Raw genomic sequence first — 20,567 nt, 5'->3', positions numbered from 1 at the left:
GCCGCTCACGCCTTTTTCAGCATGCCCCGACGTTCATCCGGCAAGGCGCCGCGGATGTTTTCGATGTAAGCCATCATGCGCGAAAAGCCGTCCTCCGTCAGTTCGACGAAAACGCGGCGTCCGTCGTTTTCGTCGCGGATGCGCGTGACCAGCCCCTCGTTCACGAGATCGCCGATCCGCCGCAGGGCGGTGGTGGCGGGTACGCGCGCGGCGATGCAGAGGCTCGACACCGAGATGCGCTTTTCCGAAAGGCGGGCATGGGTCAGGTCGAGCAGCATGTCCCAGGCCGGGTCCGAGAAAAGTCCGTCGGGAAAGAAATGCTGGCGCGCCGAACAGAGGCCGATCAGGCTGCGGGTCCAGTGGCGGCCGCTGTCGTCGGGCGAGAGGCCGTGGAGCGGCGCGGCGTGGCCGGCCGTCGAGGGGCTTGCCTCGATGCGGCGGGCTTGCGGTGTGCCATCGCTCTCGGTCATGCGGTCGGCAAGGCGAACGAGATTGCCGAGTGCCGCCGGCACTTCGCAGTCGCGCAGTGCGCCGACGATGTTGCGGGTTCGGGTCAGGATGTCCTCGGCCTCGGCGCGGATTGCGGCGGAGAGCATCGCGAGGCGGTGCTGCTCGGCGGATCTGGCGGTGGCTTCCCGCAGTGCTTCGCGAATTTCGCCGGCGTCGCAGGGTGTGGTGAGAACCGACCAGGATTTGAACTGGCGGAGCTGGCGCAGCAACTCCGGGGTGACGCTTGCGGTCAGCGCGATGAAATGCAGCCAGGGGCGCTCGGCGAACTGGGCCGTGTTGCGGGAGAGGTCGCGCAGCAGGGGGTCGGTCTCGGTGTCGGCATCGACGATGACAATGCGGATCGCGGCGTCGCGCAGCAGGCGGTCGCGCACCGCGCCGCGCGAGCTGGCGATCTGCCAGGCGATGTCGGTGCCGAGTTCTGAGGGCTGGACACCCATGGCGCGCAGGCGCTCGGCGCCCTCCGGGTCGACAAGGGCGGCAACGGGCTGGGCCGCGGAAGGTTGTTTCTCATTCGGCTGCGAAATCGGGCGCATGATGTAAACCTTTTTGATTAGTCGAATCGGATTGTACTCAACCACAATGACACACATAAAAAGGTTTATGCAACTTTAAATATGGGCACCCTTGCCGTCCCGTGTACTGGTCCGTTTCGCGATCCAAAATGAACGGAAGGCTGCCCGCGAGGCGGGAGGCGGGCCGTTGCGCCGATGGGTTCCATCGTCATGCGAATGCACTATGGTGGCGCCGATTTTCCACGTCTCCGGAGACCGCGCCGCCGATGTCCGCCACGAAACAGAGTTTTGACGAAGCCGCGCAGGGCGTCGTCGCCATGGCGCGATTTGCCGGGGCGCGCGGCTGGGTGCCGGCGACCAGCGGCAATTTTTCGGTGCGGATCGACGCGGCGCGTGCTGCGCTGACGGCGACGGGCGGCGACAAGGCGGCGCTCGACGCGAGCGGCGTGATCGAGGTCGAGATCGCGGGACCGCCGCATCCGCGCGCCTCGGCCGAAGGGCCGCTGCATCTGGTGCGCTATGCGGCGGCGCCCGAAATCGGCGCCATCGCGCATGTGCATGGCGTTGCGGCGACGGTGCTGTCGCGGCGGCACGCGCGCGCGGGTGTGCTCCGTCTCGAAGGGTGGGAATTGCTGAAGGCTTTTTCCGGCGTGACGACGCATGACGTGGCGCTCGACATTCCGATCGTCGCCAACGACCAGGATACGGTGCGGCTGGCGGCGCTGGTCGAGACGCGGCTGCAAGACAGCGCGGCGCCAGGCTACCTTATCGCCGGGCACGGCCTATATGTTTGGGGTGCGACGGTGACGGAAACGATCCGTCACATGGAAGCTTTCGATTTTCTGCTCACCGCCCAGATGCATGAGGAGGGCGCAAGATGACACAGCTCACGGTCTATCCGGATACGAACCCCGGCGAAGTGTTGCTCGACACGCACGATGCGGCGGAGATCGCGGCGGCGCTTGGCGGCATCGGCGTGACGTTCGAGCGATGGGACGCACCGCACAAGTTGCCGGACGAGGCCGACCAAGCGGCCGTGCTCGACGCCTATGGGCCGCAGGTGAAGCGGCTGATGGATGAGGGCGGATACAAAAGCGCCGACGTGGTGCGCGTCAAACCGGACAATCCCGATCGCGAAGCGCTGCGCCAGAAATTTCTCGCCGAGCACACGCATGACGACGACGAGGTGCGGTTTTTCGTCGAAGGCGCGGGCGCGTTCTATCTGCGCAAGGGCGGCCGCGTCTATCGCGTCGTCTGCGAGCGCGACGATCTGATTTCGGTTCCGGCGGGTACGACGCACTGGTTCGATACCGGTCCCGCCCCGCATTTCTGCGCCATTCGCATTTTCACGTCGCCCGAAGGCTGGGTCGGTCGCTTCACCGGCGACGACATCGCGACGCGCTTTCCGAAGTTCGAAGGCACGGCAGCGTGAGCCGCATTCGCGCGGTCGTTACCGACATCGAAGGCACGACGACGCCGATCTCCTTTGTGCATGAGGTGCTGTTTCCTTACGCGCGGGCGCGGCTGGCGGAATTCGTGGCCAAGCGTGGCGACGACGCCGAGGTCGCGGCGGCGCTGGCCGAGGCGCGGGCGCTGGGCGGCGTGCCCGATGCGTCGCGCGACGAAACGGTGGCGCTGCTTCTTTCATGGATCGACGAAGACCGGAAAGCGGGACCGCTGAAATTCCTGCAAGGGTTGATCTGGCGGCAGGGCTACGAGGACGGCGTGCTAAACGGGCCTGTATATGCCGATGCCGCGGCGATGCTGAAGCGCTGGCGCGACAGGGGATTGCGTTTGTTCGTTTATTCGTCGGGTTCGGAGGAAGCGCAGCGGCTGATTTTCGGCTATTCCGATCAAGGCGATCTGACGCCGCTGTTCGAGAATTATTTCGACACGCGGACTGGCGGCAAGCTCGATGCGGCTTCCTATGAGGCGATTGCGCGGGCGGCAAAGCTCGCAGCGGGCGAGATGCTCTTTCTGTCGGACCACGCCGGCGAGATCGAGGCGGCGCTCAAGGCGGGGATGCATTGTGTACGGATCGACCGCGAACTCAGCCTCAACGTGTGGCACGCAGAGGGCGCCGCGCCGGTCGCGGGTTCGTTCGACGCGGTCGAGGAACAGCTTGCGCCCGGCGCATGAAAAAAGCCCGGCGAATGCTTTCCGCCGGGCTCTTCGATCTGAATTGGACGATATGCGTCAGCACTTCTCGTCCTTCTTGCAGCCGGAATAAGCACCCGCCGCCGCACCGACCGCGCCGCCGACGATCATGCCGGCGGCAATGCTCGATCCGGCGATTGCGGTTGCCGCGGCACCGACACCGGCGCCGATGGCGCCGCCCGAAAGCGCGCCCTGTTCGGTTTTGCTCAGGTTGGTGCAGCCTGTCGTCAACAGAAAGGCAGCCATGACCAGAATTGCCGGGGTCTTCTTCATCTCCGCCTCCATCATCAATGAATCGACGGCAAGCAGGTTCGATCCGGACGGAGGCCAAAGCAGGGCAGGAATGAGGCAATTCGTGGCCGATTGCTTGACGGCGGGCCTTGTGTGAACACGCTTACTTGCGGATGATCGCCGGCGATGACACAGGACATCAGACCCGAAGGACCAAGCGGCGACAGGCTGCGCGAGGAGGCGGCCGAGCGCCGGAAGGAGGCCGCGCGGCGCATTGCCGGACAGGGGGGGCTTGCCGTTGCGCGCGCCGTGCTGATCGTGTTTTTCCTGCCTGCGTTTGTCATTCTTCTCTATGCGGTGGTGCCGCCGCCAGCGACGCCGCTGATGATTATTCGCGCGGCGGACGGACACGGGATTTCGAAAGACTGGGTGCCGCTGACACAGATTTCGCCGCATCTGCAACGCGCGGTCATTGCGGCGGAAGATGCGAAATTCTGTCTGCATGGCGGCTTCGACTGGGCGGCGGTCGACAGTGCGCTGACGCGGCGTCGCGAGGGCGGGCGGCTTGTCGGCGCGTCGACGATCAGTATGCAGACGGCCAAGAATCTCTTTCTGTGGCCGGCCCGCACCTACTTTCGCAAAAGCGGCGAGGCGTACATAACCGTCTGGCTGGAAACGATTTTGAGCAAGCGGCGCATCCTCGAACTCTATCTCAACATCGTCGAACTCGGCCCCGGCATTTACGGCGCGGAGGCGGCGGCGCGGCATTATTTCAACGTCAGCGCGGCCGATCTTTCACCGTCGCAGGCAGCGCAGCTTGTGGCCGTGCTGCCGAGCCCGTTGCGCTGGACGCCGACGCCGGGCGCGCGGTCGCGGACCATCGAGGTGCGGGCGCGGTCGGTGACGCTCGGGCAAAACGGACCCTGCGCGGGCTGACTGTCACCGATCTGTCAAAAAACTGTCACGAAGATGCGGGGCGCGACTTATCCCGCAACTTGTCCCGCAACTTGTGCCCGGGTTTGTCCCCGCTTTGCGGGACAAGTCAGACGGGGTGCTCTTGCGCGCGCACGACCAGCGCGGCGAGCGCGCAGAGGTCGGCTTCGGTTTCGGAGAGATGCCATTTCTCGATCGCAACCATGCGGTCGCCGAGATAGTCGGCGCGGACGGACGCGGCGAGGGCGCGGCGCGCCAGCTCCGGCGAGGCGGCGGGCGACCAGCCATGCGCGCGAAGGCGGCGGGCGAGGCGCGTTTCGTAGACGGCGCGGGTGAGGCCGGGCTTGCTTTCGGCGAAGCGGATTTCGCCGAGCTTCGCGGCGGCGGCCGGATCGGCCAGCAGGCGCATGAAGACATCGGTGTCGAGGGCGAGACCCTTCGGCTTGCGGTGGAAGAGGGCGGCCGGCACGGCGGCGGCGACAAGCGCAGTGCCGCCGAGAATAACGACGTTGCGCCTCGAGACCGGCGGATGCTCCGTGTGCTCCATATCCTTTTCCATCAGGCGAAGGCCCCTTCCTCGAAACGGGATTTCAGATGGTCGGTGAGGCGCAGCGCCAATGCGACCAGCGTCAGTGTCGGGTTGACGGTGCCGCCGGTCGGGTAGAGCGAGGAGCCGGCGATGTAGAGGTTCGACATGCCGTGGACGCGGCAATCGGCATCGGTGACGCCTTTTTTCGGATCGGATGCCATGCGCGTCGTGCCCATGTGATGGTTGCCCCAGCCTTCGGCGACCGTCCATTCGTCGCGTTCGGGGAAGAGCACGCGGACGCGGCCCTCGCCCCAGGCGCCGAAGGCGCGGGCCAGCGCTTCGAGATTGCCGCGCAGGCTCGCGGCATCGGATTTGCGCAAGCGCCAGGCGAGGCGCGTGCGGGCGAGGCCGAGGGCATCTTTTTCGTTCGACAGCGTGATGCGGCTTGCCGGGTTCGGCTCCTGTTCGCTCGCGCAGCCGACACCGATGCGCCAGCCATATTCCGTATTCGGCGCGGCGGCCGAGGTTGTGTCGCGGGCGAGCTTCAGCACCAAAGGCTGGATCCAGGCGGCGGGGTCGCGGTTGTCCGGCTCGGTGCCGGTCGTTTCCGTCACGGCGTAGCTCATGCCGAAGGTCAGCACGGTGCCCATGCGGCGCGTGCGGCGCAGATATTCCGGCGAGAAGAGGAAGCAGCCGCGCACCACCGAATTCTGGAGCTTCGTGTAGGTGCGGTAGAAGCGCGCCACATGATCCGGATCGGTGACGAGGAAGGTCGCGGGCGAGGGGATGTGCGGATGCTCCATGAAGAAGCGGCCGACAAGCCCGTTGCGGTTGCCGAGGCCGTCGCGCTCGACGCTGTTGGACAAGAGCAGGATGCGCGCGTTTTCGATGGCGCCGGCGGCGAGGATGCAGACTTTCGGTTTCACCTCGAAGCGGACGCCGGACAATGTGCCGATGCGCAAGGTTTCGACGCGGGCGCCGTTTTCCGTGGGCACGATCTCCATGACATTGCTGTTGAGATAGCAGGTGACGTTTTTCGCAGCTTCGATGTCGGGCCGGTATTTCTTTCCGAAGCGCGTCGGCGGGCTGTAGATGAAAAAGCGCGTCATCACCTCGTCGCCGGCGAGGGGCAGCGGCTCGCCGCCCTCGGCCCAGGCCGACGCGTCGTCGAAGGCGGTGGAGCGGAGCTGGCAGAGATCGGCGGCGCGCTCGTAATACGGGTCAAGGATGGCGCGGGTGATCGGCCAGCCGGAATGGGGCACCCAGTCGCGCTCCTCGAAGTCGATGGGTTCGAGCGGCCGCGTCCAGCCGCCCCAGTGATTGGTGGTGCCGCCGAAATAGCGCAGGCGCGAACTTGTGAGCGGATATTCGACGCCCGCCATCTCGCCTTCATAGAGGTCTTGCGTGTCGGCATCGAATTCGAAGCCGCCGCTTTCGATCAGCGCCACCGAAATGCCGGAACCGGCGAGCTCGCGGGCAATCGAAATGCCCGCCGCGCCGGCGCCGACAATCGCGAGGTCGGTTTCTATCGTGGCGCCGTCGGGGACGTTGCGTCCGTCAATGAACATGATGGTTTGCCGGTCCTCTTGTTTCGTCGGCACGAGGAAGGCCCATTGCGGCCTGCCGCGCCCTTGTCGCCCCGGATCGTGACCGAATCGCGGCGATGCCGGGCCCTGATCATATGCCGGCCGCGAATTTACGCGCCGTTGCGGTGGATTTCGAGGGTGTTTTCGCGGGCGCGGTCCCGGCGACCATGTGCGGACGATCGCCGGGGACGGCGTCATTCGATCGTGTAGCTGCCCGTCTCGCAGAGGTCCGTCGTGTCTTCCAGCACGTCGCCATCGGCAAAGACCATGCGAAGGTCGTAGGTACATTGTTCGCGACCATCCGCGATGATGACGCGCAGGGCATCGCCACTGCGCAGAATGTCCTGCCCCAGAATGTCCTCCTCCCAGTCGTTGATATCGACGGGCGAGGCATAGAACTCGACCAGATCGTAGCCGCTTTCGTTCGCCAGCATGAAGGCAAGGTCCTGGGCGGCGGCGGGCGCGGCAAAGCCGATGGTGGCGACCGCGGCGATGGCGGCGAGCCTGTGTATTTTCATGATCTCCCCCCTTGAGAAAGTGCCGTTTGGGCATGGTCCATCGAGGCTACAGGCCGGCCGCGCCGCGTCCAGCGCAATTTCGCGCCGCGGCGGCGCGGCAGCGGATGCCTGCCGCACGATCCGGCGGAAAAGGAGGGTGTTTTTGGCTGGACCGGGCAAGGGTGCCCATGCGAGGTTTCATGCCAACAGGAATCCCCTCTCCGGCACCGGGGCGGCGCCCGAAAAAGGCCCGGCCCGGACCCCGAAAAAGCCCCGACCGCCCGCAAAAGACGGGCGGGGGCGGGCCGGCCGAGGGACGGCATCAAACAAGGAGGACTGCCCCCATGAAGGACTATCTGAAATTCTATATCGACGGCCAGTGGGTCGACCCGGCGGCGCCGAAGACGCTCGACGTCATCAACCCGGCCACCGAGGAGCCTTTCGCCCGCATCAGCATGGGTTCGGCCAAGGATGTCGACAAGGCGGTGGCCGCCGCGAAGGCCGCCTTCCCGAAATTCTCGACGACGACGAAACAGGAGCGCATCGACCTCCTGCAGTCGATCATGGCGGTCTATCAGAAGCGCTATGCCGAAATCGCCGCCGCGATCACCGAGGAGATGGGCGCGCCGCAGAAGCTGTCGCAGAACGCGCAGGCCGCCATGGGCATCGCGCATCTGAACACCAATCTCGAAATCCTGAAGAAGTACGAATTCGAGGAAGACAAAGGCCCGACGCGGATCGTGCGCGAGCCTGTGGGCGTGTGCGCCTTCATCACGCCGTGGAACTGGCCGATCAACCAGATCGCCTGCAAGGTGGCGCCGGCGCTGGCCGTTGGTTGCACCATGGTGCTGAAGCCTTCGGAAGTGGCGCCGATCAACGCCTATATCTTCGCCGAAGTGCTGCATGAGGCGGGCGTGCCGAAAGGCGTGTTCAACCTCGTCAACGGCGACGGGCCGGGCGTCGGCGCGCCGCTGTCGGCGCATCCGGATGTCGACATGGTGTCGTTCACCGGCTCGACGCGGGCCGGCATTCTCGTTTCGAAGGCGGCCGCCGACACGGTCAAGCGCGTCGCGCTCGAACTCGGCGGCAAGTCGGCCAACATCGTGCTCGACGACGCCGACTTCAAGAAGGCGGTGACGGGATCGGTGTTCGGCATGATGTCGAACTCGGGCCAGAGCTGCAACGCGCCGTCGCGCATGCTGGTGCCGGCCGCGCGCCAGGACGAGGTGATCCAGATCGCGAAGGCCGCCGCCGAGCAGGTGAAGGCCGGTGATCCGAACGCCGAAGGCACGGTGATCGGGCCGGTGGTTTCGGAAGTGCAGTTCAACAAGATCCAGGGCCTGATCCAGAAGGGCATCGAGGAGGGCGCAACGCTCGTCACCGGCGGTCCGGGACGGCCGGAAGGCGTCAACAAGGGCTACTACGTGCGCCCGACCGTCTTTGCGAACGTCACCAACGACATGACCATCGCGCGCGAGGAAATCTTCGGGCCGGTGATGGCGATCCTTCCCTACAAGGACGAGGAAGACGCGGTTTCGATCGCCAACGACACGGTCTACGGGTTGTCGGGCTATGTGCAGGGCGAGCCGGAACATGCGCGGAAAGTCGCGGCGCGTCTGCGCACCGGCAATGTGCATCTCAACCTCGCCGGGCCCGACCTCAACGCGCCCTTCGGCGGCTACAAGCAGTCGGGCAACGGCCGCGAATGGGGCGAGTTCGGCTTCGAGGAGTTCCTCGAAGTGAAGGCGGTGCTGGGGTATAACGCCGCTTGATGCGAATTCCGGATTGATCCGGGCAAGGAAGAAGCCGGTCCCGAAAGGGGCCGGCTTTTTTTGTTTGGGGGAATTACTGCTCTTGTCCCTTGCGAGGTGATGCTAGTCTTCGGGGGTCGCTGCCCTCCAGCCAACGTTCGTTTTCACCAGCACGACCGTATCAGAAGTGTCCTGCGCCGTCGAAGATTGAGGAAGCACAATGCTGCGGTCATGAGCAGCCAATCGCCGCCCGGCCTCAGGGAACGCATTGATCACTTCTAATGTGGTCGCCCATTCCGGTATATCAACTAGACGATACTGATAGCGGACTTGCGTGACCGTTTTCCCCCTTATCTGCGATGGGGCGGTGTATTCATCAATGCTTGCGAGTTCGCGCCGTCCGACACATATAGCACCCCTCATTCTTTGCCATGTTGGCTGTTGTACATCAGGGAAGTAGTAGCGCTGACCAAATTCCGTGAGATTTCCCACTTGGCTTGACGGAAGAATACCCATGCGCTCCTCAGAAAAAGTAGCAATTCCAGATTTCTCAAGTACTTCAACTTTTTCACGTGGCATAAAATAGCCGAATGAGCGCCTTAGCGGCCCGTAGACCAAGCATTCCCCAGGACCCGTGCGTAAATGATCTTCTAGGCCTCTACGTATTTGGTTCTCTTCGTTGTCGAAGAACGAATACACGTACTCAATTATCCCATCTAACGCCGAGGCATTGGCGGGCGTAGTCAAGCCAATCGAAGCAATTGTCCAGAGTACAAATGCAGCGACAATGCAAACGCATTGAGTGGGCAATGTCCTTTCGGTTTTCGGTTTCGTCATGTGTTACGCTCCTTCATAGTGTATGGTTTGTACACAGACCATCGTAGCTTCAAGTCTAGAAGAATACGTGACAGTACAACAGCGCGATGTCCCTGCGAAGAAAATCATCAAACTTAATCCTGTTTGATGGTCCGAGATCCCCACAAAGGCTAATGGTAGTTGTTCGAGGTGAGTACCATGGCTGCGGCGGTCGAGCGGCGGGGGTGACGGCAAGACAGACCAAGTTTTTCCGGATCGTTCCGAGTACGAAAGAAAACAGGCTCCGCGTGGAGTTGGCTTAGAATCCCAAGGATGCCGTCGTAATTGACGGGTCTGATTAGGCTGTCTTGCTCACGACGTTTCTGAGCGGCCCCCGGGTTTCTTGCGAAGAGAGGCTCCTTGGGGGGGCTACTGGATGCCCGGATCAAGTCCGGCAAAGACGATGTGGGGAGGCGAGGAAGCGCGGCATTGATTGCTGCGGCAAGAGGTGCTGCGACCTGCCTTCGCAACGCTGGCGCGGCGCTACGGCGGGCAGGGTGGGCCCCGGCTTTCGCCGGGGGGACACCTTTGGGTAGGGTTGACGTTTCAACCCAAGTTGTCTTGCCCGGGCTTGACCCGGGCATCCAGGTGCCGCTGCAAGCGGCGTCTCTCTTCGCAAGAATCCGATGCTGAAACGGCGGTCGATGCTCAAGGCACATTTTTGTGAAGAGGGACGGCGCGCATTGCGCGCGCCTTCTGAATTGCCGGATCAAGTCCGGCAATGACGAGTGTGGGGGTGAGGAATTGCCAAACCCATGGGTGTCATCCCGGGGCTTGTCCCCGGGACCCATTCGCCGTTCGGCTTGCCGCAGCGGTTGTTAGAGGGTGCGGTGTTTCGGCGCCGGTCGCGGCGCGCAATCGCTCTTGCTGAGGGAACCAATGGGCCCCGGCTTTCGCCGGGGTGACATTTGTGGGTGGGGTTGATGCCGTGTGTCGGCGTTCGCCGTCAGTTCACGGCGCAGCAGCGGTGCGTGCGGCGCCGCAGGTGCTCTGCAGTTGCTCGGCGTAGAAGCCGTGGATGTCGCGGGCATCGCGGGCGGCGCGCGATTTGAGCACTTCATGCGCGGTGCGGCATTTGGCGGCGGCGTCGGCGACAAGGTCGGGCGGCAGCGCGCCGGCGGTCGCGGCATTGGCGAAATTGATGTAGCGGAGCGCACTTGCCTTCAGCGATGCCGCGCCCGGCTCGCTGGAAAGGATGCTGGCGGCCAGCGCCTGGCAGAGTTCGCCGTCGCGCTCGCAGATGCGGTCATAGGCAATGGCGTTCCAGTAGAGCGCTTCGCTGTAGAGCGGTGCGGCCGGCCTTTCGGCGGCTTCGGGCGCGCGGGCGATGACGCCGAAGACCGAGCCGGCGAAGACGGGTTCCTTGTCGAGCCAGCGGCGGCCGAGCGCCATTCCCTCTTCCAGCGCGGCGACGGTGGCGGCGCCGGCGATCAGGTCTTTCTGCAGCATGTTGAAGCGATAGAGGTCGCCGGTGCCGACCTTGCGGTAGGCGGCCGTGGTGCGTTCGGCGATCAGTTTGTCGGCCGATGCCGTGCCGAAGAAGGACGCCGCCTGCGCGGGCGGGAGCGCCGGGAGGACAAACAGCGTGGCGAGAATGGCGGCGGCGAAAGGACGAAACATGCGAAGAGCCCCGGCGGGTGCGCGGTTTGCGCGTCAGCCGGAGTATGGCGGGGGAATGCTAATGAAAGCTTGTTGCGGGGGAAGGGGGGAAGGGAAGGGGTTTCGCGCGGAGACGCGGAGGTGCGGAGAAGAGAAGAAGATAGGCTTTGCACGCGAAGACGCGAAGACGCGAAGTAAGCACTTACGCAGAGGCGCAGAGACGCAGAGGGGCTGCGGGTGAGGGCGTTTGCTTGCGGTCGATTGCCCGCCGCTGGCGCGTCGGGCGGAACAGGAAGAAGGCGCGCTAGAGGGACTTCCGCCGTTTGCGCGGTTCGTCGACGAGGAAGAACATCGTCAGGACGGCGGCGGTGAGGACGGCGATCGAGAGGGCGAAGAGGGCGTCGAAGGAAATCGCATAGGCGACGACGCCGCCGAGCAAGGGGCCGGCCGCATGCATCAGCGAGGTCGCGGTGTTCAGGACCGCGATGCGCATGGGCAGGTCGTCGCGGGCGCCGAATTCGACGATGATGTTCTGGTTGGAATTCTGGAAGCCGCCCTGGCCTGCGCCGAGGCCGGCAAAGGCGATGGCAAGCGGCCAGAGCGTGTCGACGGCGAGCAGCAGCACGGTGGCCGCGCCCCATGTGCCGACCGAGAGGATGAAGACCAGGCGGTTGCCGAAGCGGTCGGCGAGCCAGCCCCAGAAAAGATTGGTCGTGGTCTGGCTGAGCAGGAAGGCGGTGGAGAGGATGCCGATGGTGGCGCCCGAGAGGCCGATGCGCTCGCCCGCATAGAGAATGTAGAAGGGGACCGCCATGGTGCCGAGCGCGGCGAGGCCGGCGGCGACATAGAAGCGGCCGAGCGCGGGGTCGGCCTTGAGCATCATCGGGATGTCGCGCAAGCGGCCGCCCAGCGTGGCGCGGGCGCGAATGGTCGGCGGCTCGGGCTCGCGCACCAGCATCAAGAGCGACAGGCCGATGGAAGTCAGGATGAAGGCCATCAGGAAGGTCGAGGCATAGCCGTTGCCGAAGAGATTGCCCTCGACGAAATAATGGCCGCCCATCCAGGAGACGCCGGCGGCGGTGAGGCCGGCGGCGAAATTGCGGAAGCCGGTGAGGCGGCCGCGCAGGCGCAGCGGGATCACCTTGGCCATCAGCGTGTTGAAGATCACCGCCTGCATGCCGTTGAACAGGCCGAAGAGGCAGAGAAAGCCGATGGCGGTGACGAGCGCCCAGCGGTCGGGCAGGAAGAAGCCGCCAAGCGCGAGGCCCAGCACGCCGGCGCGCATGCCCCAGCCGATCAGCAGGCCCATCGGCAGCACGCGCTTGCGGTGTTCGATCAGCGTTGCGCCGAAGATCGAGGAGGCCGACGCGCCGAGCCATTGCGCGGCGAGCGCGAGGCCGACCAGAAATTCCGAGCCCGAGAGCAGGTAGATATAGGCGGGCACGAATGTCGGCGCGTTGACGAGGCGGAAGCCGGTTTGCCCGAGCAGGCCGTGGGCGAGATTGGCCGCGTAGTTGCGGCGGAGATTGCCCTCGATCTCGGCCTCATAGGCGGTTTCGGCCGCGGCGAGGCGCGCCGCGCGTTCGTCTTCGTCTGTCGGGGGGCCTTCCCGGTCCACGCGGCTTGTCCTTGTTGCTTTTCTGACTGTTTGTCAGCTGTGGCGCCGGCGCCTTTATAGACTGGAAAGCGCGTTCCGGTCATTCGATTCGTTGGGGGCGATTCGTTTCGGCGTCAGGGCCGCAGCCATTCCTCGCGGGCGCGGGCGCCGGGGGCTTGCGCCAGCGTTCGGGCCAGCCAGTCGAGCAGGTCGCGCGCGGTGCCGGCGAGTGTCCAGGGCGGGTTGACGACGACGAGGCCGCAGCCGGTCATGCGGGCGGGATCGGCGGCCATGACGTGGAGTTCGAGGCAGAGCGATTTCGGCGGGCCGTCCTCGGCGAGGCGTTCGAGAAAGGCGCCGGAGACCGACGGGTCCTTGACCGGGTACCACATGATGTAAGTGCCGGTGGCGAAGCGGGCGGTCGCATCCGTCAGCGCATCGAAGAGGCGGGCGAATTCATCGCGGGATTCAAACGGCGGGTCGATCAGCACCACGCCGCGGCGCTCCTTCGGCGGCAGCATGGATTTCAGCGCCGCGTAACCGTCCATCGCATGGGTCTTGACGCGGGCGTCACGGGCGAAGTTTTGCTTCAGCGCCGCGGCGTCGTCGGGGTGCAGTTCGCAAAAGGCGAGGCGGTCGGTCTCGCGCATCAGCCGCGCGGCGATCAGCGGCGAGCCCGGATATTGCATCAGCGGTTCGTCGCCGAGCGCGGCGATCCAGGGCGCAAGCGCGGGGTGCGGATCTTCTTCGGCGAGCACGCGGGCGATGCCGTTGCGGAATTCGCCGGTCTTCTGCGCCTCGACGCCCGAGAGATCGGTTTCGCCGGTGCCGGCATGGGTGTCGAGCAGGAAGAAGGGTTTGTCCTTCAGCTTCATGTGCTCGACGACGAGGGCGAGGATGCTGTGTTTCATCACATCGGCGAAATTGCCGGCGTGATAGGCGTGGCGGTAGTTCATGGTGCGATGACGCCGGATTTCAGTTGCGCCGGATCGAAGGCGAAGACGATCTTGCGATCGGGCACGGCGATTTTGGCGTTCTTGCCGCGATAGTCGACGCGCGACAGCAGATCGCGGATGACATTGAGGCGTGCGGCGCGCTTGTCGTCGGCACGGACGATGTTCCACGGCGCCGAGAGCGTGTGGGTGCGGGCCAGCATTTCGTCGCGGGCGCGGCTGTAGTCGTGCCAGTGCTTCAGCGCCACATGGTCGATCGGCGAAATCTTCCACTGCTTCAGCGGATCCTTCGCGCGGGCGGCAAGGCGCTCTTTCTGCTCGGGCTTCGTGATGTCGAGATAATATTTCACCAGCTGGATGCCCGATCCCGTCAGCATGTTTTCGTAGAGCGGCACGGAGGCCATGAAGCGTTCGTATTCCTCGCCCGTGCAGAAACCCATCACGCGCTCGACGCCGGCGCGGTTGTACCAGCTGCGGTTGAAGAGCACGAGTTCCTGGGCGGCCGGCAGATGTTCGGTGAAGCGCTGGAAATACCACTGGCTGCGTTCGCGGTCCGACGGCTTGCCGAGCGCGACGGTGCGGGTTTCGCGCGGGCTCAGATGCTGGACGATGCGTTTGATGACGCCGTCCTTGCCGGCGGCGTCGCGGCCCTCGAAGATCACCAGCAGGCGGCGGTTGTTGGCGATGATGTCGCGCTGCAGCTTCACCAGCTCGACCTGAAGATCGTAGAGCGCCTTGCGATAGGGCCCGTCGCCGGACGATTTCGTGGGCTTTGCCTTCGTTGCCTTTGCCTTCGTTGGCTTGGCCTTCGTTGCCTTTGCCGCCTTTGCCATTGCCGCTCCTTCCGCCCGGGCGCTCTGTCGCCCGCCGCCAGCCTAGCTCCATGGCGGGCGGGGCGGAATGGCGGCGGCGATTTTGACGCAGCCCACCGTTTCGGGGGGTTGACCGCCAAGGCCGCTGGCTTTACAGGAATTGATACATTATAACATCACATGTCCGGGTTGTTCAGCTTAAGGGGGCTTTCCATGAAACATCTGTCTTCGCCGCTCTATGCGGCGGTTTCCGTCATCGCGCTCACCGCCGCCTTGCCGGCTTTGGCCGATGAGGCTGTGGCGCCGCCGCTGTTCATCACCGCCTCGCCGCTCGCCTCATCGCTCGACGAACTGGCGGCGCCGGTGACTGTCGTCGAACGGGACGAAATTCTCGGCTCGTCGGCTGCCAGCATCGGCGCGCTGCTCGGCAACAAGCCCGGCATCGCCGAAAGCTCCTTCGCTGCGGGCGCCAGCCGGCCGATCATTCGCGGCCTCGACAACACGCGGGTGCGGGTGCAGGAAAACGGCATCGGCGCCGGCGACGTCTCGACGGTCAGCGAGGATCACGGGGTGCCGATCGACCCCCTGTCGGCAAAGCGCGTCGAGGTTGTGCGCGGGCCGGCGGTGCTGCGTTACGGCAGCGAGGCGATCGGCGGCGTCGTCAACATCATCAACAACCGCATTCCGACCGCGCGACCGAAGGGCGGCTTCGAGGGCGAAGTTTCGACCGCCTACGACCATGTCAATTACGGCCGGCAGGGTTATGCCGATCTCAATGTCGCGACCGGGAACGTGGTCTGGCATGTCGACACATTTGCGCGCAAAACCGGCAGCTACGAGATTCCCAATCAGCCGACCAAGCGGCAGCACCACACATGGACCGAGAGCGCGGGCGTTGCCGGCGGCGCCTCGGTGTTGCTGGAGAACGGTTATATCGGCGGTTCGATCAGCCATTACGACAGCCAGTACGGGATTCCGGCGCCCGACGATCCCACCGATCCGCTGCGCATCGAACTCTGGCAGACGCGGCTTCAGGGTGCGGCCGAGTTCGAATTCTCCGGTGGCCCGTTCAGCGGGTTCAAGGTGGATGCGGGCTACAGCGAGTATTCGCATGGCGAACTCGATGCGGGCGACAGCACGGAATCGCGCTTCGACAATCGCGAGGGTGAAATCAGGGCGGAGCTGCTGCATCGCGCCGTCGGGCCTTTCACCGGCGCCGTGGGCGTTCATTTCCGCAAGCGCGAGGTCAAGGCCGCGGGCGAGGGCGGCGAACTTCTGGCGCCGGCGCATAGCGAGGCGCTGGCCGGTTTCATCTTCGAGGAAATGCCAGTCACCGACAGTCTCAAGCTGCAGCTCGGCGGTCGCATCGAACGCGTCGAGGTCAAGGGTACGGCGCTCGACATCACCAATCCGCTCAACCCCTTCGACTTCGCCGTGTCGCGCAGCTTCACGCCGGTCAGCGGCTCGCTGGGTCTCGTCCAGAGCCTCGGCGGCGGCTGGGTTGTCGGTGCGACGGCGCAGCATACCGAGCGGGCGCCCGACCTGCAGGAACTCTTTTCCAAAGGCCCGCACGAGGCGACCGAGACGTTCGAAATCGGCGATCCAACCTTCGGCAAGGAGAAGGCGCGGTCGTTCGAGATCAATGCCCGGCGCGAGGGCGAGGACTTCTCGTTCGAGGCCGCTGTCTTCCACACGTCGTTCGACGACTTCATCTACAAGCATCTGACCGGCGAAGAATGCGACGATGACGGTTTCGACACCTGTACGCCGCACGGTGCCGGCGACGAGCTCGACCAGGTGTTCTTCCGGCAGCAGGACGCGACCTTCCGCGGTTTCGAGACGGCGGCCAGCGCGACGGTGCTGCGCTGGGCGACGGGACGCGCAGGCGTCACCGGTCAATTCGACATGGTGCGCGCGAAACTAGACGCGGGCGGCAATGTGCCCCGTATTCCGCCGATGCGGGCCGGCGCCGGTGTGTTCTTCGAGGAGGACCGGATTTCGGGACGGCTCGGCTTTCTGCATGCCTTCAAGCAGGACCGGATCGAGGCGAACGAAACGGAGACCGGCAGCTACACCAATGTGAGGGCGGAACTGCGCTACAAGATCGTGCCGCCCAACGATTTCAACCACAATGTCGGTATCGAGCTCGCGGTCGTCGGCGAAAATCTGCTTAATGAGGAAATACGCAATCACAGCTCGTTCAAGAAGAACGACGTGCTGCAACCGGGGCGGAATGTGCGCCTCGCGGTGACGGCGCGGTTCTGAACGCCGACCGATCGTCCGGCCTGTAGGAGGCCCCTCCCCCCGTCTTCTACAGGCCGATGAAGGGCTGGATCGCCCTCGCAATCCAGCTTTCGAAGCGGATCGGTCCTTCGGTGAGGGCGAGGCAGATACATTCCTCGCCCTCATCGATATCGAGGGCATGCATGCGGGCGCCGTCGCTTTCCTCGACATCGCCGGGGCGGAAGCCGCCATGCGGATCGCTGAAGCTGCCTTTCAGCACCAGCACAAGCTCGGTGCCGCGATGGCCGTGTTTGGGGATCTTGACGCCGGGCTGCGCGCGCAGCATCCACAGACGCTGATCGTTCGGGCCGCCGCGCCAGAGCTTGACCTTCTTCATGCCGGGGCCGAGGAAACCCCATTTCAATTCATCGACGCCGCGCCCCAGCCAGTCGCGCAAGGGAACGGGGAGAGGATCTTCGCCTGTGGCGGGCCGGGCGGCAGACGCCACCGCCGGTTCCGCCATATCGAGCCGCGCCAGCGTTTGCGCGAGCGCGTCGGGCGCCATCAGGTCGGGCGCGAGGTCGTCGATCAGCGCGCCGCCGGCCGCTTCGGCGGTGGCGAGCCGCGCCGGCGCATCGCCGAGGAAACTCAGATGCGAGGCGACAAGCAGCGACTGGCCTTCCGACAGGGCGCCCGCCGCATAGGCCATCAGCCATTCGTCGCCGAGACGGTGGGTAACGGGCGCGGAATTGTTCAGGGCGACACTCATTGCAGGTCCTCCAGCACCGCCCGCAGGCGGCCGAACGCAAGTCTCAGTCTCGATTTGACGGTGCCGAGCGGAATGTCGAGCCGTTCGGCGATGGCGGAATGCGGCAATCCTTCGAGGAAGGAGAGCGCGACGACTTCGGCCTGATCGGGCGGCAGGGCCGACATGGCCTGATGGACGCGCGCGCCGATCTGACCGGCGGCCATGCTGTCGTCGGCGGGGCGCGGCGCTTCGGGCAGCAGCATCGGCTCGTCGGGATCGAGGGCCGGCCGGCGCTCGCGGCGCACCGTGTCGATGAAGCGGTTGCGCGCGATGGTGAAAATCCAGGTGCCGGCCGAGGCCTTGGCCGGATCGAACTGACCGGCCTTGCGCCAGACGGTCAGCATCACGTCCTGCGCGATGTCCTCGGCCTGACGTTCCTCGACATGCAGGCGGCGCAGATAGGACTTCACGCGCGGCGCATAGTGACCGAAGAGGCGGGCAAAGGCCGTGCGGTCGCCATCGCGCGCGATCGCGGCCAGCAGCGCCGCCATTTCTTCCGCCAGTTCCGCCGACGCCGCCGCGGACGTCTTGTCCCGATCCATCAAGCCCAGCTTTCTCAGATTCGGCCGCCAATATGTGCGGCCGGCGCGGGCCGGGACGATCTGCGATATGCCGGTTGCGGTCATATGGCGGATACGCGCCCGGACGGCCCGCGGATCACCCCGCGCACCGATACGCGTGGTCGAGTCTAGGGAAAGCCGCGGCGCGGCGAAAGGCGGGTGATCCGGCGGCCATGGCGGCGCGTAGGGAAGATTGTGATTTCTCCCTCAGAGACCCCGGCAAAGGCAACAAATGACACCCTTCGACGACCGCGCGCTTCCGTTCCCCGGCCGGCGCGACCCGGCTTCGCCGCGGCTCCGAATCGCCGTTGTCGGGACCGGCATATCCGGATTGTCCGCGGCCTGGCTGCTGTCGCGCGGCCACGATGTGACGGTTTACGAAAAGGCGCCGCGCATCGGCGGCCATTCGAACACGGTGACGGTGGCGCTGCCGGAGGGGCCGGTGCCGGTCGATACCGGTTTCATCGTCTATAACGAGCGCAACTATCCGAACCTGACGGCTATGTTCGATGTGCTCGGCGTCAAGACCAGCGCCAGCAACATGTCGTTTGCCGCCTCGCTCGAAACGGGCGGCGGCCGGCGCTTTGAATATTCGGGATCGGGGCTCAACGGCATTTTCGCCGACCGGCGCAATATCCTCAGTCCGCGGCTCTGGCGGATGCTTGGCGATATCGCGCGGCTCTACCGGACGGCACCGGGGCTTGTCGGGCAGGCGGGGCTCGATGCCAAGCCGCTCGGCGATTTCCTGCGCGAGCAGGGCTATTCGGCGTCGCTGCGCGAGGATCATCTGCTGCCGATGTGCGCGGCGATCTGGTCGCTGCCGATCGAGCGCGTCGAGCAGTTTCCGGCGCTCGCTTTCCTGCGCTTTTTCGACAATCACGGATTGATGCGGCTGAGCGGACGCCCGGCATGGCGCACCGTGACCGGCGGCTCGCGCGAATATGTGAAGACGCTGGCCGCGCCGCTCGGGCCGTGCATCCGGATGGGCACCGGCGTTGCGGAAATCCAGCGCGATGCGGCGGGTGTCACGCTTCGCGACATGGGCGGCGGCGTCGCGCGCTACGATCATGTCGTCGTGGCGGCGCATAGCGACGAGGCGCTGGCGATGCTCGGCGACGCGGACGGGCGCGAACGGGCGCTGCTCGGCGCGATATCCTATCAGCGCAATGTCGCCTGGCTGCATGCCGATCCGGCCTTCATGCCGCGCAACCGGCGCGTCTGGTCGAGCTGGAACTATATGGGCGGCGGCGCGGGCTCGCCGGTCTGTGTCAGTTACTGGATGAACAAACTGCAGCCGCTGCCCACCGCGCGCGATCTCTTCGTGACGCTCAACCCGTCGCACGACCCGGCGCCCGAAAGCGTGTTTGCGCGCATCGAATACGATCATCCGGTGTTCGATGCCGGCGCCTTTGCCGCGCAACGCCAGCTCTGGGATTTGCAGGGTGTCCGGCGGACATGGTTTTGCGGCGCCTATTTCGGCTCGGGGTTCCACGAAGACGGGTTGCAGGCCGGACTTGCAGTCGCCGAGCAACTGGGCGGGATCGCCCGGCCGTGGAGTGTCGCCGATCCGTCGGGCCGCATATCGCTGACTGCGGATCGCGCCGCAATGGCGGAGGTTGCGTGAGCGGCGCCCTGCAATCGCGGCTCTACACCGGCACGGTGTTTCACCGGCGGTTGCGGCCGCGCGTTCATGCGCTTTCCTACGGCGTCTTCTATATGCTGCTCGATCTCGACGAGGTGCCGGCGCTGGCGCGAGGCTCGCGGCTCTTCGCGCATAACCGCCTTTCGCTTTTCAGCTTCTACGACAGCGATCATGGCGACGGATCGGGGCGGCCGCTTCGAGGCTGGGTCGAGGCGCAGCTGGCGCGAGCCGGTATCGAAACGGGGGGCGGGCGCATCGAGGCGCTGTGTTTTCCGCGTGTGCTCGGCCATGTGTTCAATCCGCTGACGGTCTATTTCTGCCACCGCGCCGATGGCGGGCTCGCGGCGATGCTTTATGAGGTCAACAACACATTCGGCGATCGGCACAGCTATCTCGTGCCGGTGGCGGCGCCGCATGCCGCGACGGTGGCGCAGACCTGCGACAAGGCCTTTTATGTGTCACCGTTCCTGCCGGTTGCCGGCCGTTATCACTTCAAGGTGTTGCGGCCCGGCGCGCGCCTGACCTTGACCATCCGCGAAAGCGACGGCGCGGGCGCGCTGCTGACGGCCTCGTTCGCGGGCGCGGCGCGGGCCTTCACCGACGGGCAGCTTGCGGCCGCCTTTCTGCGCTACCCGCTGCTGACGCTGAAAGTCGTCGGCGGCATTCATTGGGAGGCGCTCAGGCTGTGGCTTAAAGGCATCAGGCCGGCCGCGCGTCCGGCGGCGCCGTCGAGCCCGGTGACGATTGTTCCGTTTCAGGACGGTCGTCCATCCGGAATGCCTGGCGCGTAACGCAATCTTAGTTCCCCGACA

General features: G+C 65.2%; 20 protein-coding genes. 8 read left to right on the top strand and 12 right to left on the bottom strand.

The window, feature by feature from the left end; translation table 11 throughout:
* Positions 1-5: 5 nt before the first annotated feature.
* Positions 6-1,043: a winged helix DNA-binding protein gene (locus KF719_RS07680; RefSeq protein ID WP_293508133.1), complete on the bottom strand. Its 1,038-nt coding sequence runs from the start codon at positions 1,041-1,043 to the stop codon at positions 6-8.
* A 245-nt stretch (positions 1,044-1,288) separates the two neighbouring features.
* Between KF719_RS07680 and mtnB the strand changes: the two genes are divergently transcribed.
* Genes mtnB through mtnC form a run of 3 tightly spaced genes read left to right on the top strand, consistent with a single transcriptional unit; the run spans position 1,289 to position 3,161 of the window.
* On the top strand, positions 1,289-1,903 hold the full coding sequence (gene mtnB, locus KF719_RS07675; RefSeq protein ID WP_293508132.1) for a methylthioribulose 1-phosphate dehydratase: 615 nt from the start codon (positions 1,289-1,291) through the stop codon (positions 1,901-1,903).
* The gene (locus KF719_RS07670) at positions 1,900-2,454 is read left to right on the top strand and encodes a cupin domain-containing protein (RefSeq protein WP_293508131.1); all 555 of its coding nucleotides are present in this window, start codon (positions 1,900-1,902) and stop codon (positions 2,452-2,454) included. The genes mtnB and KF719_RS07670 overlap by 4 nt, the downstream gene beginning before the upstream one ends.
* Positions 2,451-3,161, top strand: coding sequence for an acireductone synthase (mtnC, locus tag KF719_RS07665; protein ID WP_293508130.1), 711 nt, complete (start codon positions 2,451-2,453; stop codon positions 3,159-3,161). The genes KF719_RS07670 and mtnC overlap by 4 nt, the downstream gene beginning before the upstream one ends.
* A 57-nt stretch (positions 3,162-3,218) precedes the next feature.
* On the opposite strand, the gene KF719_RS07660 is transcribed toward mtnC, so the two are convergent.
* Positions 3,219-3,452 (bottom strand): hypothetical protein, encoded by a 234-nt coding sequence (locus KF719_RS07660; RefSeq protein ID WP_293508129.1) that lies wholly within the window; start codon positions 3,450-3,452, stop codon positions 3,219-3,221.
* A 144-nt stretch (positions 3,453-3,596) separates the two neighbouring features.
* Between KF719_RS07660 and mtgA the strand changes: the two genes are divergently transcribed.
* Positions 3,597-4,346: a monofunctional biosynthetic peptidoglycan transglycosylase gene (gene mtgA / locus KF719_RS07655; RefSeq protein WP_293508128.1), complete on the top strand. Its 750-nt coding sequence runs from the start codon at positions 3,597-3,599 to the stop codon at positions 4,344-4,346.
* Between the two features lie 106 nt (positions 4,347-4,452).
* Here mtgA and KF719_RS07650 read toward each other — a convergent pair whose 3' ends face one another.
* From KF719_RS07650 to KF719_RS07640, 3 genes are all read right to left on the bottom strand, one after another.
* Positions 4,453-4,902, bottom strand: a complete 450-nt coding sequence (locus KF719_RS07650; RefSeq protein WP_293508127.1) for a hypothetical protein — start codon at positions 4,900-4,902, stop codon at positions 4,453-4,455.
* Positions 4,902-6,440: a GMC family oxidoreductase gene (locus KF719_RS07645; protein WP_293508126.1), complete on the bottom strand. Its 1,539-nt coding sequence runs from the start codon at positions 6,438-6,440 to the stop codon at positions 4,902-4,904. Before KF719_RS07645 ends, KF719_RS07650 begins: the two co-directional genes overlap by 1 nt.
* Positions 6,441-6,652: 212 nt before the next feature.
* On the bottom strand, positions 6,653-6,976 hold the full coding sequence (locus KF719_RS07640) for a hypothetical protein (protein ID WP_293508125.1): 324 nt from the start codon (positions 6,974-6,976) through the stop codon (positions 6,653-6,655).
* A 323-nt stretch (positions 6,977-7,299) separates the two neighbouring features.
* Between KF719_RS07640 and KF719_RS07635 the strand changes: the two genes are divergently transcribed.
* Positions 7,300-8,727 carry an aldehyde dehydrogenase family protein gene (locus KF719_RS07635; RefSeq protein ID WP_293508124.1) on the top strand — a complete coding sequence of 476 codons (1,428 nt, stop codon included), beginning with the start codon at positions 7,300-7,302 and terminating at the stop codon, positions 8,725-8,727.
* Positions 8,728-8,829: 102 nt separating this feature from the next.
* On the opposite strand, the gene KF719_RS07630 is transcribed toward KF719_RS07635, so the two are convergent.
* From KF719_RS07630 to ppk2, 5 genes are all read right to left on the bottom strand, one after another.
* Entirely contained in the window at positions 8,830-9,543 is a 714-nt protein-coding gene (locus tag KF719_RS07630; protein WP_293508123.1) for a hypothetical protein, read from the bottom strand.
* A 969-nt stretch (positions 9,544-10,512) separates the two neighbouring features.
* A complete protein-coding gene (locus KF719_RS07625) occupies positions 10,513-11,181 on the bottom strand; it encodes a hypothetical protein (RefSeq protein WP_293508122.1) in 669 nt (222 codons plus the stop codon).
* 283 nt (positions 11,182-11,464) lie between these two features.
* Positions 11,465-12,778, bottom strand: coding sequence for an MFS transporter (locus tag KF719_RS07620; RefSeq protein ID WP_293508121.1), 1,314 nt, complete (start codon positions 12,776-12,778; stop codon positions 11,465-11,467).
* A gap of 113 nt (positions 12,779-12,891) precedes the next feature.
* Positions 12,892-13,713 carry a 23S rRNA (adenine(2030)-N(6))-methyltransferase RlmJ gene (gene rlmJ, locus KF719_RS07615; RefSeq protein WP_293508120.1) on the bottom strand — a complete coding sequence of 274 codons (822 nt, stop codon included), beginning with the start codon at positions 13,711-13,713 and terminating at the stop codon, positions 12,892-12,894.
* Positions 13,710-14,543, bottom strand: a complete 834-nt coding sequence (gene ppk2 / locus KF719_RS07610) for a polyphosphate kinase 2 (protein WP_293508119.1) — start codon at positions 14,541-14,543, stop codon at positions 13,710-13,712. The genes rlmJ and ppk2 overlap by 4 nt, the downstream gene beginning before the upstream one ends.
* A gap of 192 nt (positions 14,544-14,735) precedes the next feature.
* Here ppk2 and KF719_RS07605 point away from each other — a divergent pair, with 192 nt between their 5' ends.
* On the top strand, positions 14,736-16,787 hold the full coding sequence (locus KF719_RS07605) for a TonB-dependent receptor (protein ID WP_293508118.1): 2,052 nt from the start codon (positions 14,736-14,738) through the stop codon (positions 16,785-16,787).
* A 46-nt stretch (positions 16,788-16,833) separates the two neighbouring features.
* Here KF719_RS07605 and KF719_RS07600 read toward each other — a convergent pair whose 3' ends face one another.
* Both KF719_RS07600 and KF719_RS07595 read right to left on the bottom strand, forming a co-directional pair.
* Positions 16,834-17,514 (bottom strand): ChrR family anti-sigma-E factor, encoded by a 681-nt coding sequence (locus tag KF719_RS07600; protein ID WP_293508117.1) that lies wholly within the window; start codon positions 17,512-17,514, stop codon positions 16,834-16,836.
* Positions 17,511-18,095 carry a sigma-70 family RNA polymerase sigma factor gene (locus tag KF719_RS07595; RefSeq protein WP_293508116.1) on the bottom strand — a complete coding sequence of 195 codons (585 nt, stop codon included), beginning with the start codon at positions 18,093-18,095 and terminating at the stop codon, positions 17,511-17,513. The genes KF719_RS07600 and KF719_RS07595 overlap by 4 nt, the downstream gene beginning before the upstream one ends.
* A 250-nt stretch (positions 18,096-18,345) precedes the next feature.
* On the opposite strand from KF719_RS07595, the gene KF719_RS07590 reads away from it, so the two are divergent.
* Positions 18,346-19,737: an FAD-dependent oxidoreductase gene (locus KF719_RS07590; protein ID WP_293508115.1), complete on the top strand. Its 1,392-nt coding sequence runs from the start codon at positions 18,346-18,348 to the stop codon at positions 19,735-19,737.
* Positions 19,734-20,546 carry a DUF1365 family protein gene (locus KF719_RS07585; RefSeq protein WP_293508114.1) on the top strand — a complete coding sequence of 271 codons (813 nt, stop codon included), beginning with the start codon at positions 19,734-19,736 and terminating at the stop codon, positions 20,544-20,546. Before KF719_RS07590 ends, KF719_RS07585 begins: the two co-directional genes overlap by 4 nt.
* The last annotated feature ends 21 nt before the right edge of the window (positions 20,547-20,567 follow it).

It is taken from the genome of Parvibaculum sp. (assembly GCF_019635935.1).
Classification (GTDB): domain Bacteria; phylum Pseudomonadota; class Alphaproteobacteria; order Parvibaculales; family Parvibaculaceae; genus Parvibaculum.
Note: the sequence above shows the minus strand (reverse complement) of the source record. Positions and strands in the feature narration are given on the sequence as shown.

Excerpts from the sequence above, each read along its gene's own strand:
- KF719_RS07680 (WP_293508133.1), bottom strand. The coding sequence starts at position 1,043 with ATGCGCCCGATTTCGCAGCCGAATGAGAAACAACCTTCCGCGGCCCAG.
- mtnB (WP_293508132.1), top strand. The coding sequence starts at position 1,289 with ATGTCCGCCACGAAACAGAGTTTTGACGAAGCCGCGCAGGGCGTCGTC.
- KF719_RS07670 (WP_293508131.1), top strand. The coding sequence starts at position 1,900 with ATGACACAGCTCACGGTCTATCCGGATACGAACCCCGGCGAAGTGTTG.
- KF719_RS07660 (WP_293508129.1), bottom strand. The coding sequence starts at position 3,452 with ATGAAGAAGACCCCGGCAATTCTGGTCATGGCTGCCTTTCTGTTGACG.
- mtgA (WP_293508128.1), top strand. The coding sequence starts at position 3,597 with ATGACACAGGACATCAGACCCGAAGGACCAAGCGGCGACAGGCTGCGC.
- KF719_RS07650 (WP_293508127.1), bottom strand. The coding sequence starts at position 4,902 with ATGGAAAAGGATATGGAGCACACGGAGCATCCGCCGGTCTCGAGGCGC.
- KF719_RS07645 (WP_293508126.1), bottom strand. The coding sequence starts at position 6,440 with ATGTTCATTGACGGACGCAACGTCCCCGACGGCGCCACGATAGAAACC.
- KF719_RS07640 (WP_293508125.1), bottom strand. The coding sequence starts at position 6,976 with ATGAAAATACACAGGCTCGCCGCCATCGCCGCGGTCGCCACCATCGGC.
- KF719_RS07635 (WP_293508124.1), top strand. The coding sequence starts at position 7,300 with ATGAAGGACTATCTGAAATTCTATATCGACGGCCAGTGGGTCGACCCG.
- KF719_RS07630 (WP_293508123.1), bottom strand. The coding sequence starts at position 9,543 with ATGACGAAACCGAAAACCGAAAGGACATTGCCCACTCAATGCGTTTGC.
- KF719_RS07625 (WP_293508122.1), bottom strand. The coding sequence starts at position 11,181 with ATGTTTCGTCCTTTCGCCGCCGCCATTCTCGCCACGCTGTTTGTCCTC.
- rlmJ (WP_293508120.1), bottom strand. The coding sequence starts at position 13,713 with ATGAACTACCGCCACGCCTATCACGCCGGCAATTTCGCCGATGTGATG.
- ppk2 (WP_293508119.1), bottom strand. The coding sequence starts at position 14,543 with ATGGCAAAGGCGGCAAAGGCAACGAAGGCCAAGCCAACGAAGGCAAAG.
- KF719_RS07605 (WP_293508118.1), top strand. The coding sequence starts at position 14,736 with ATGAAACATCTGTCTTCGCCGCTCTATGCGGCGGTTTCCGTCATCGCG.
- KF719_RS07600 (WP_293508117.1), bottom strand. The coding sequence starts at position 17,514 with ATGAGTGTCGCCCTGAACAATTCCGCGCCCGTTACCCACCGTCTCGGC.
- KF719_RS07595 (WP_293508116.1), bottom strand. The coding sequence starts at position 18,095 with ATGGATCGGGACAAGACGTCCGCGGCGGCGTCGGCGGAACTGGCGGAA.
- KF719_RS07590 (WP_293508115.1), top strand. The coding sequence starts at position 18,346 with ATGACACCCTTCGACGACCGCGCGCTTCCGTTCCCCGGCCGGCGCGAC.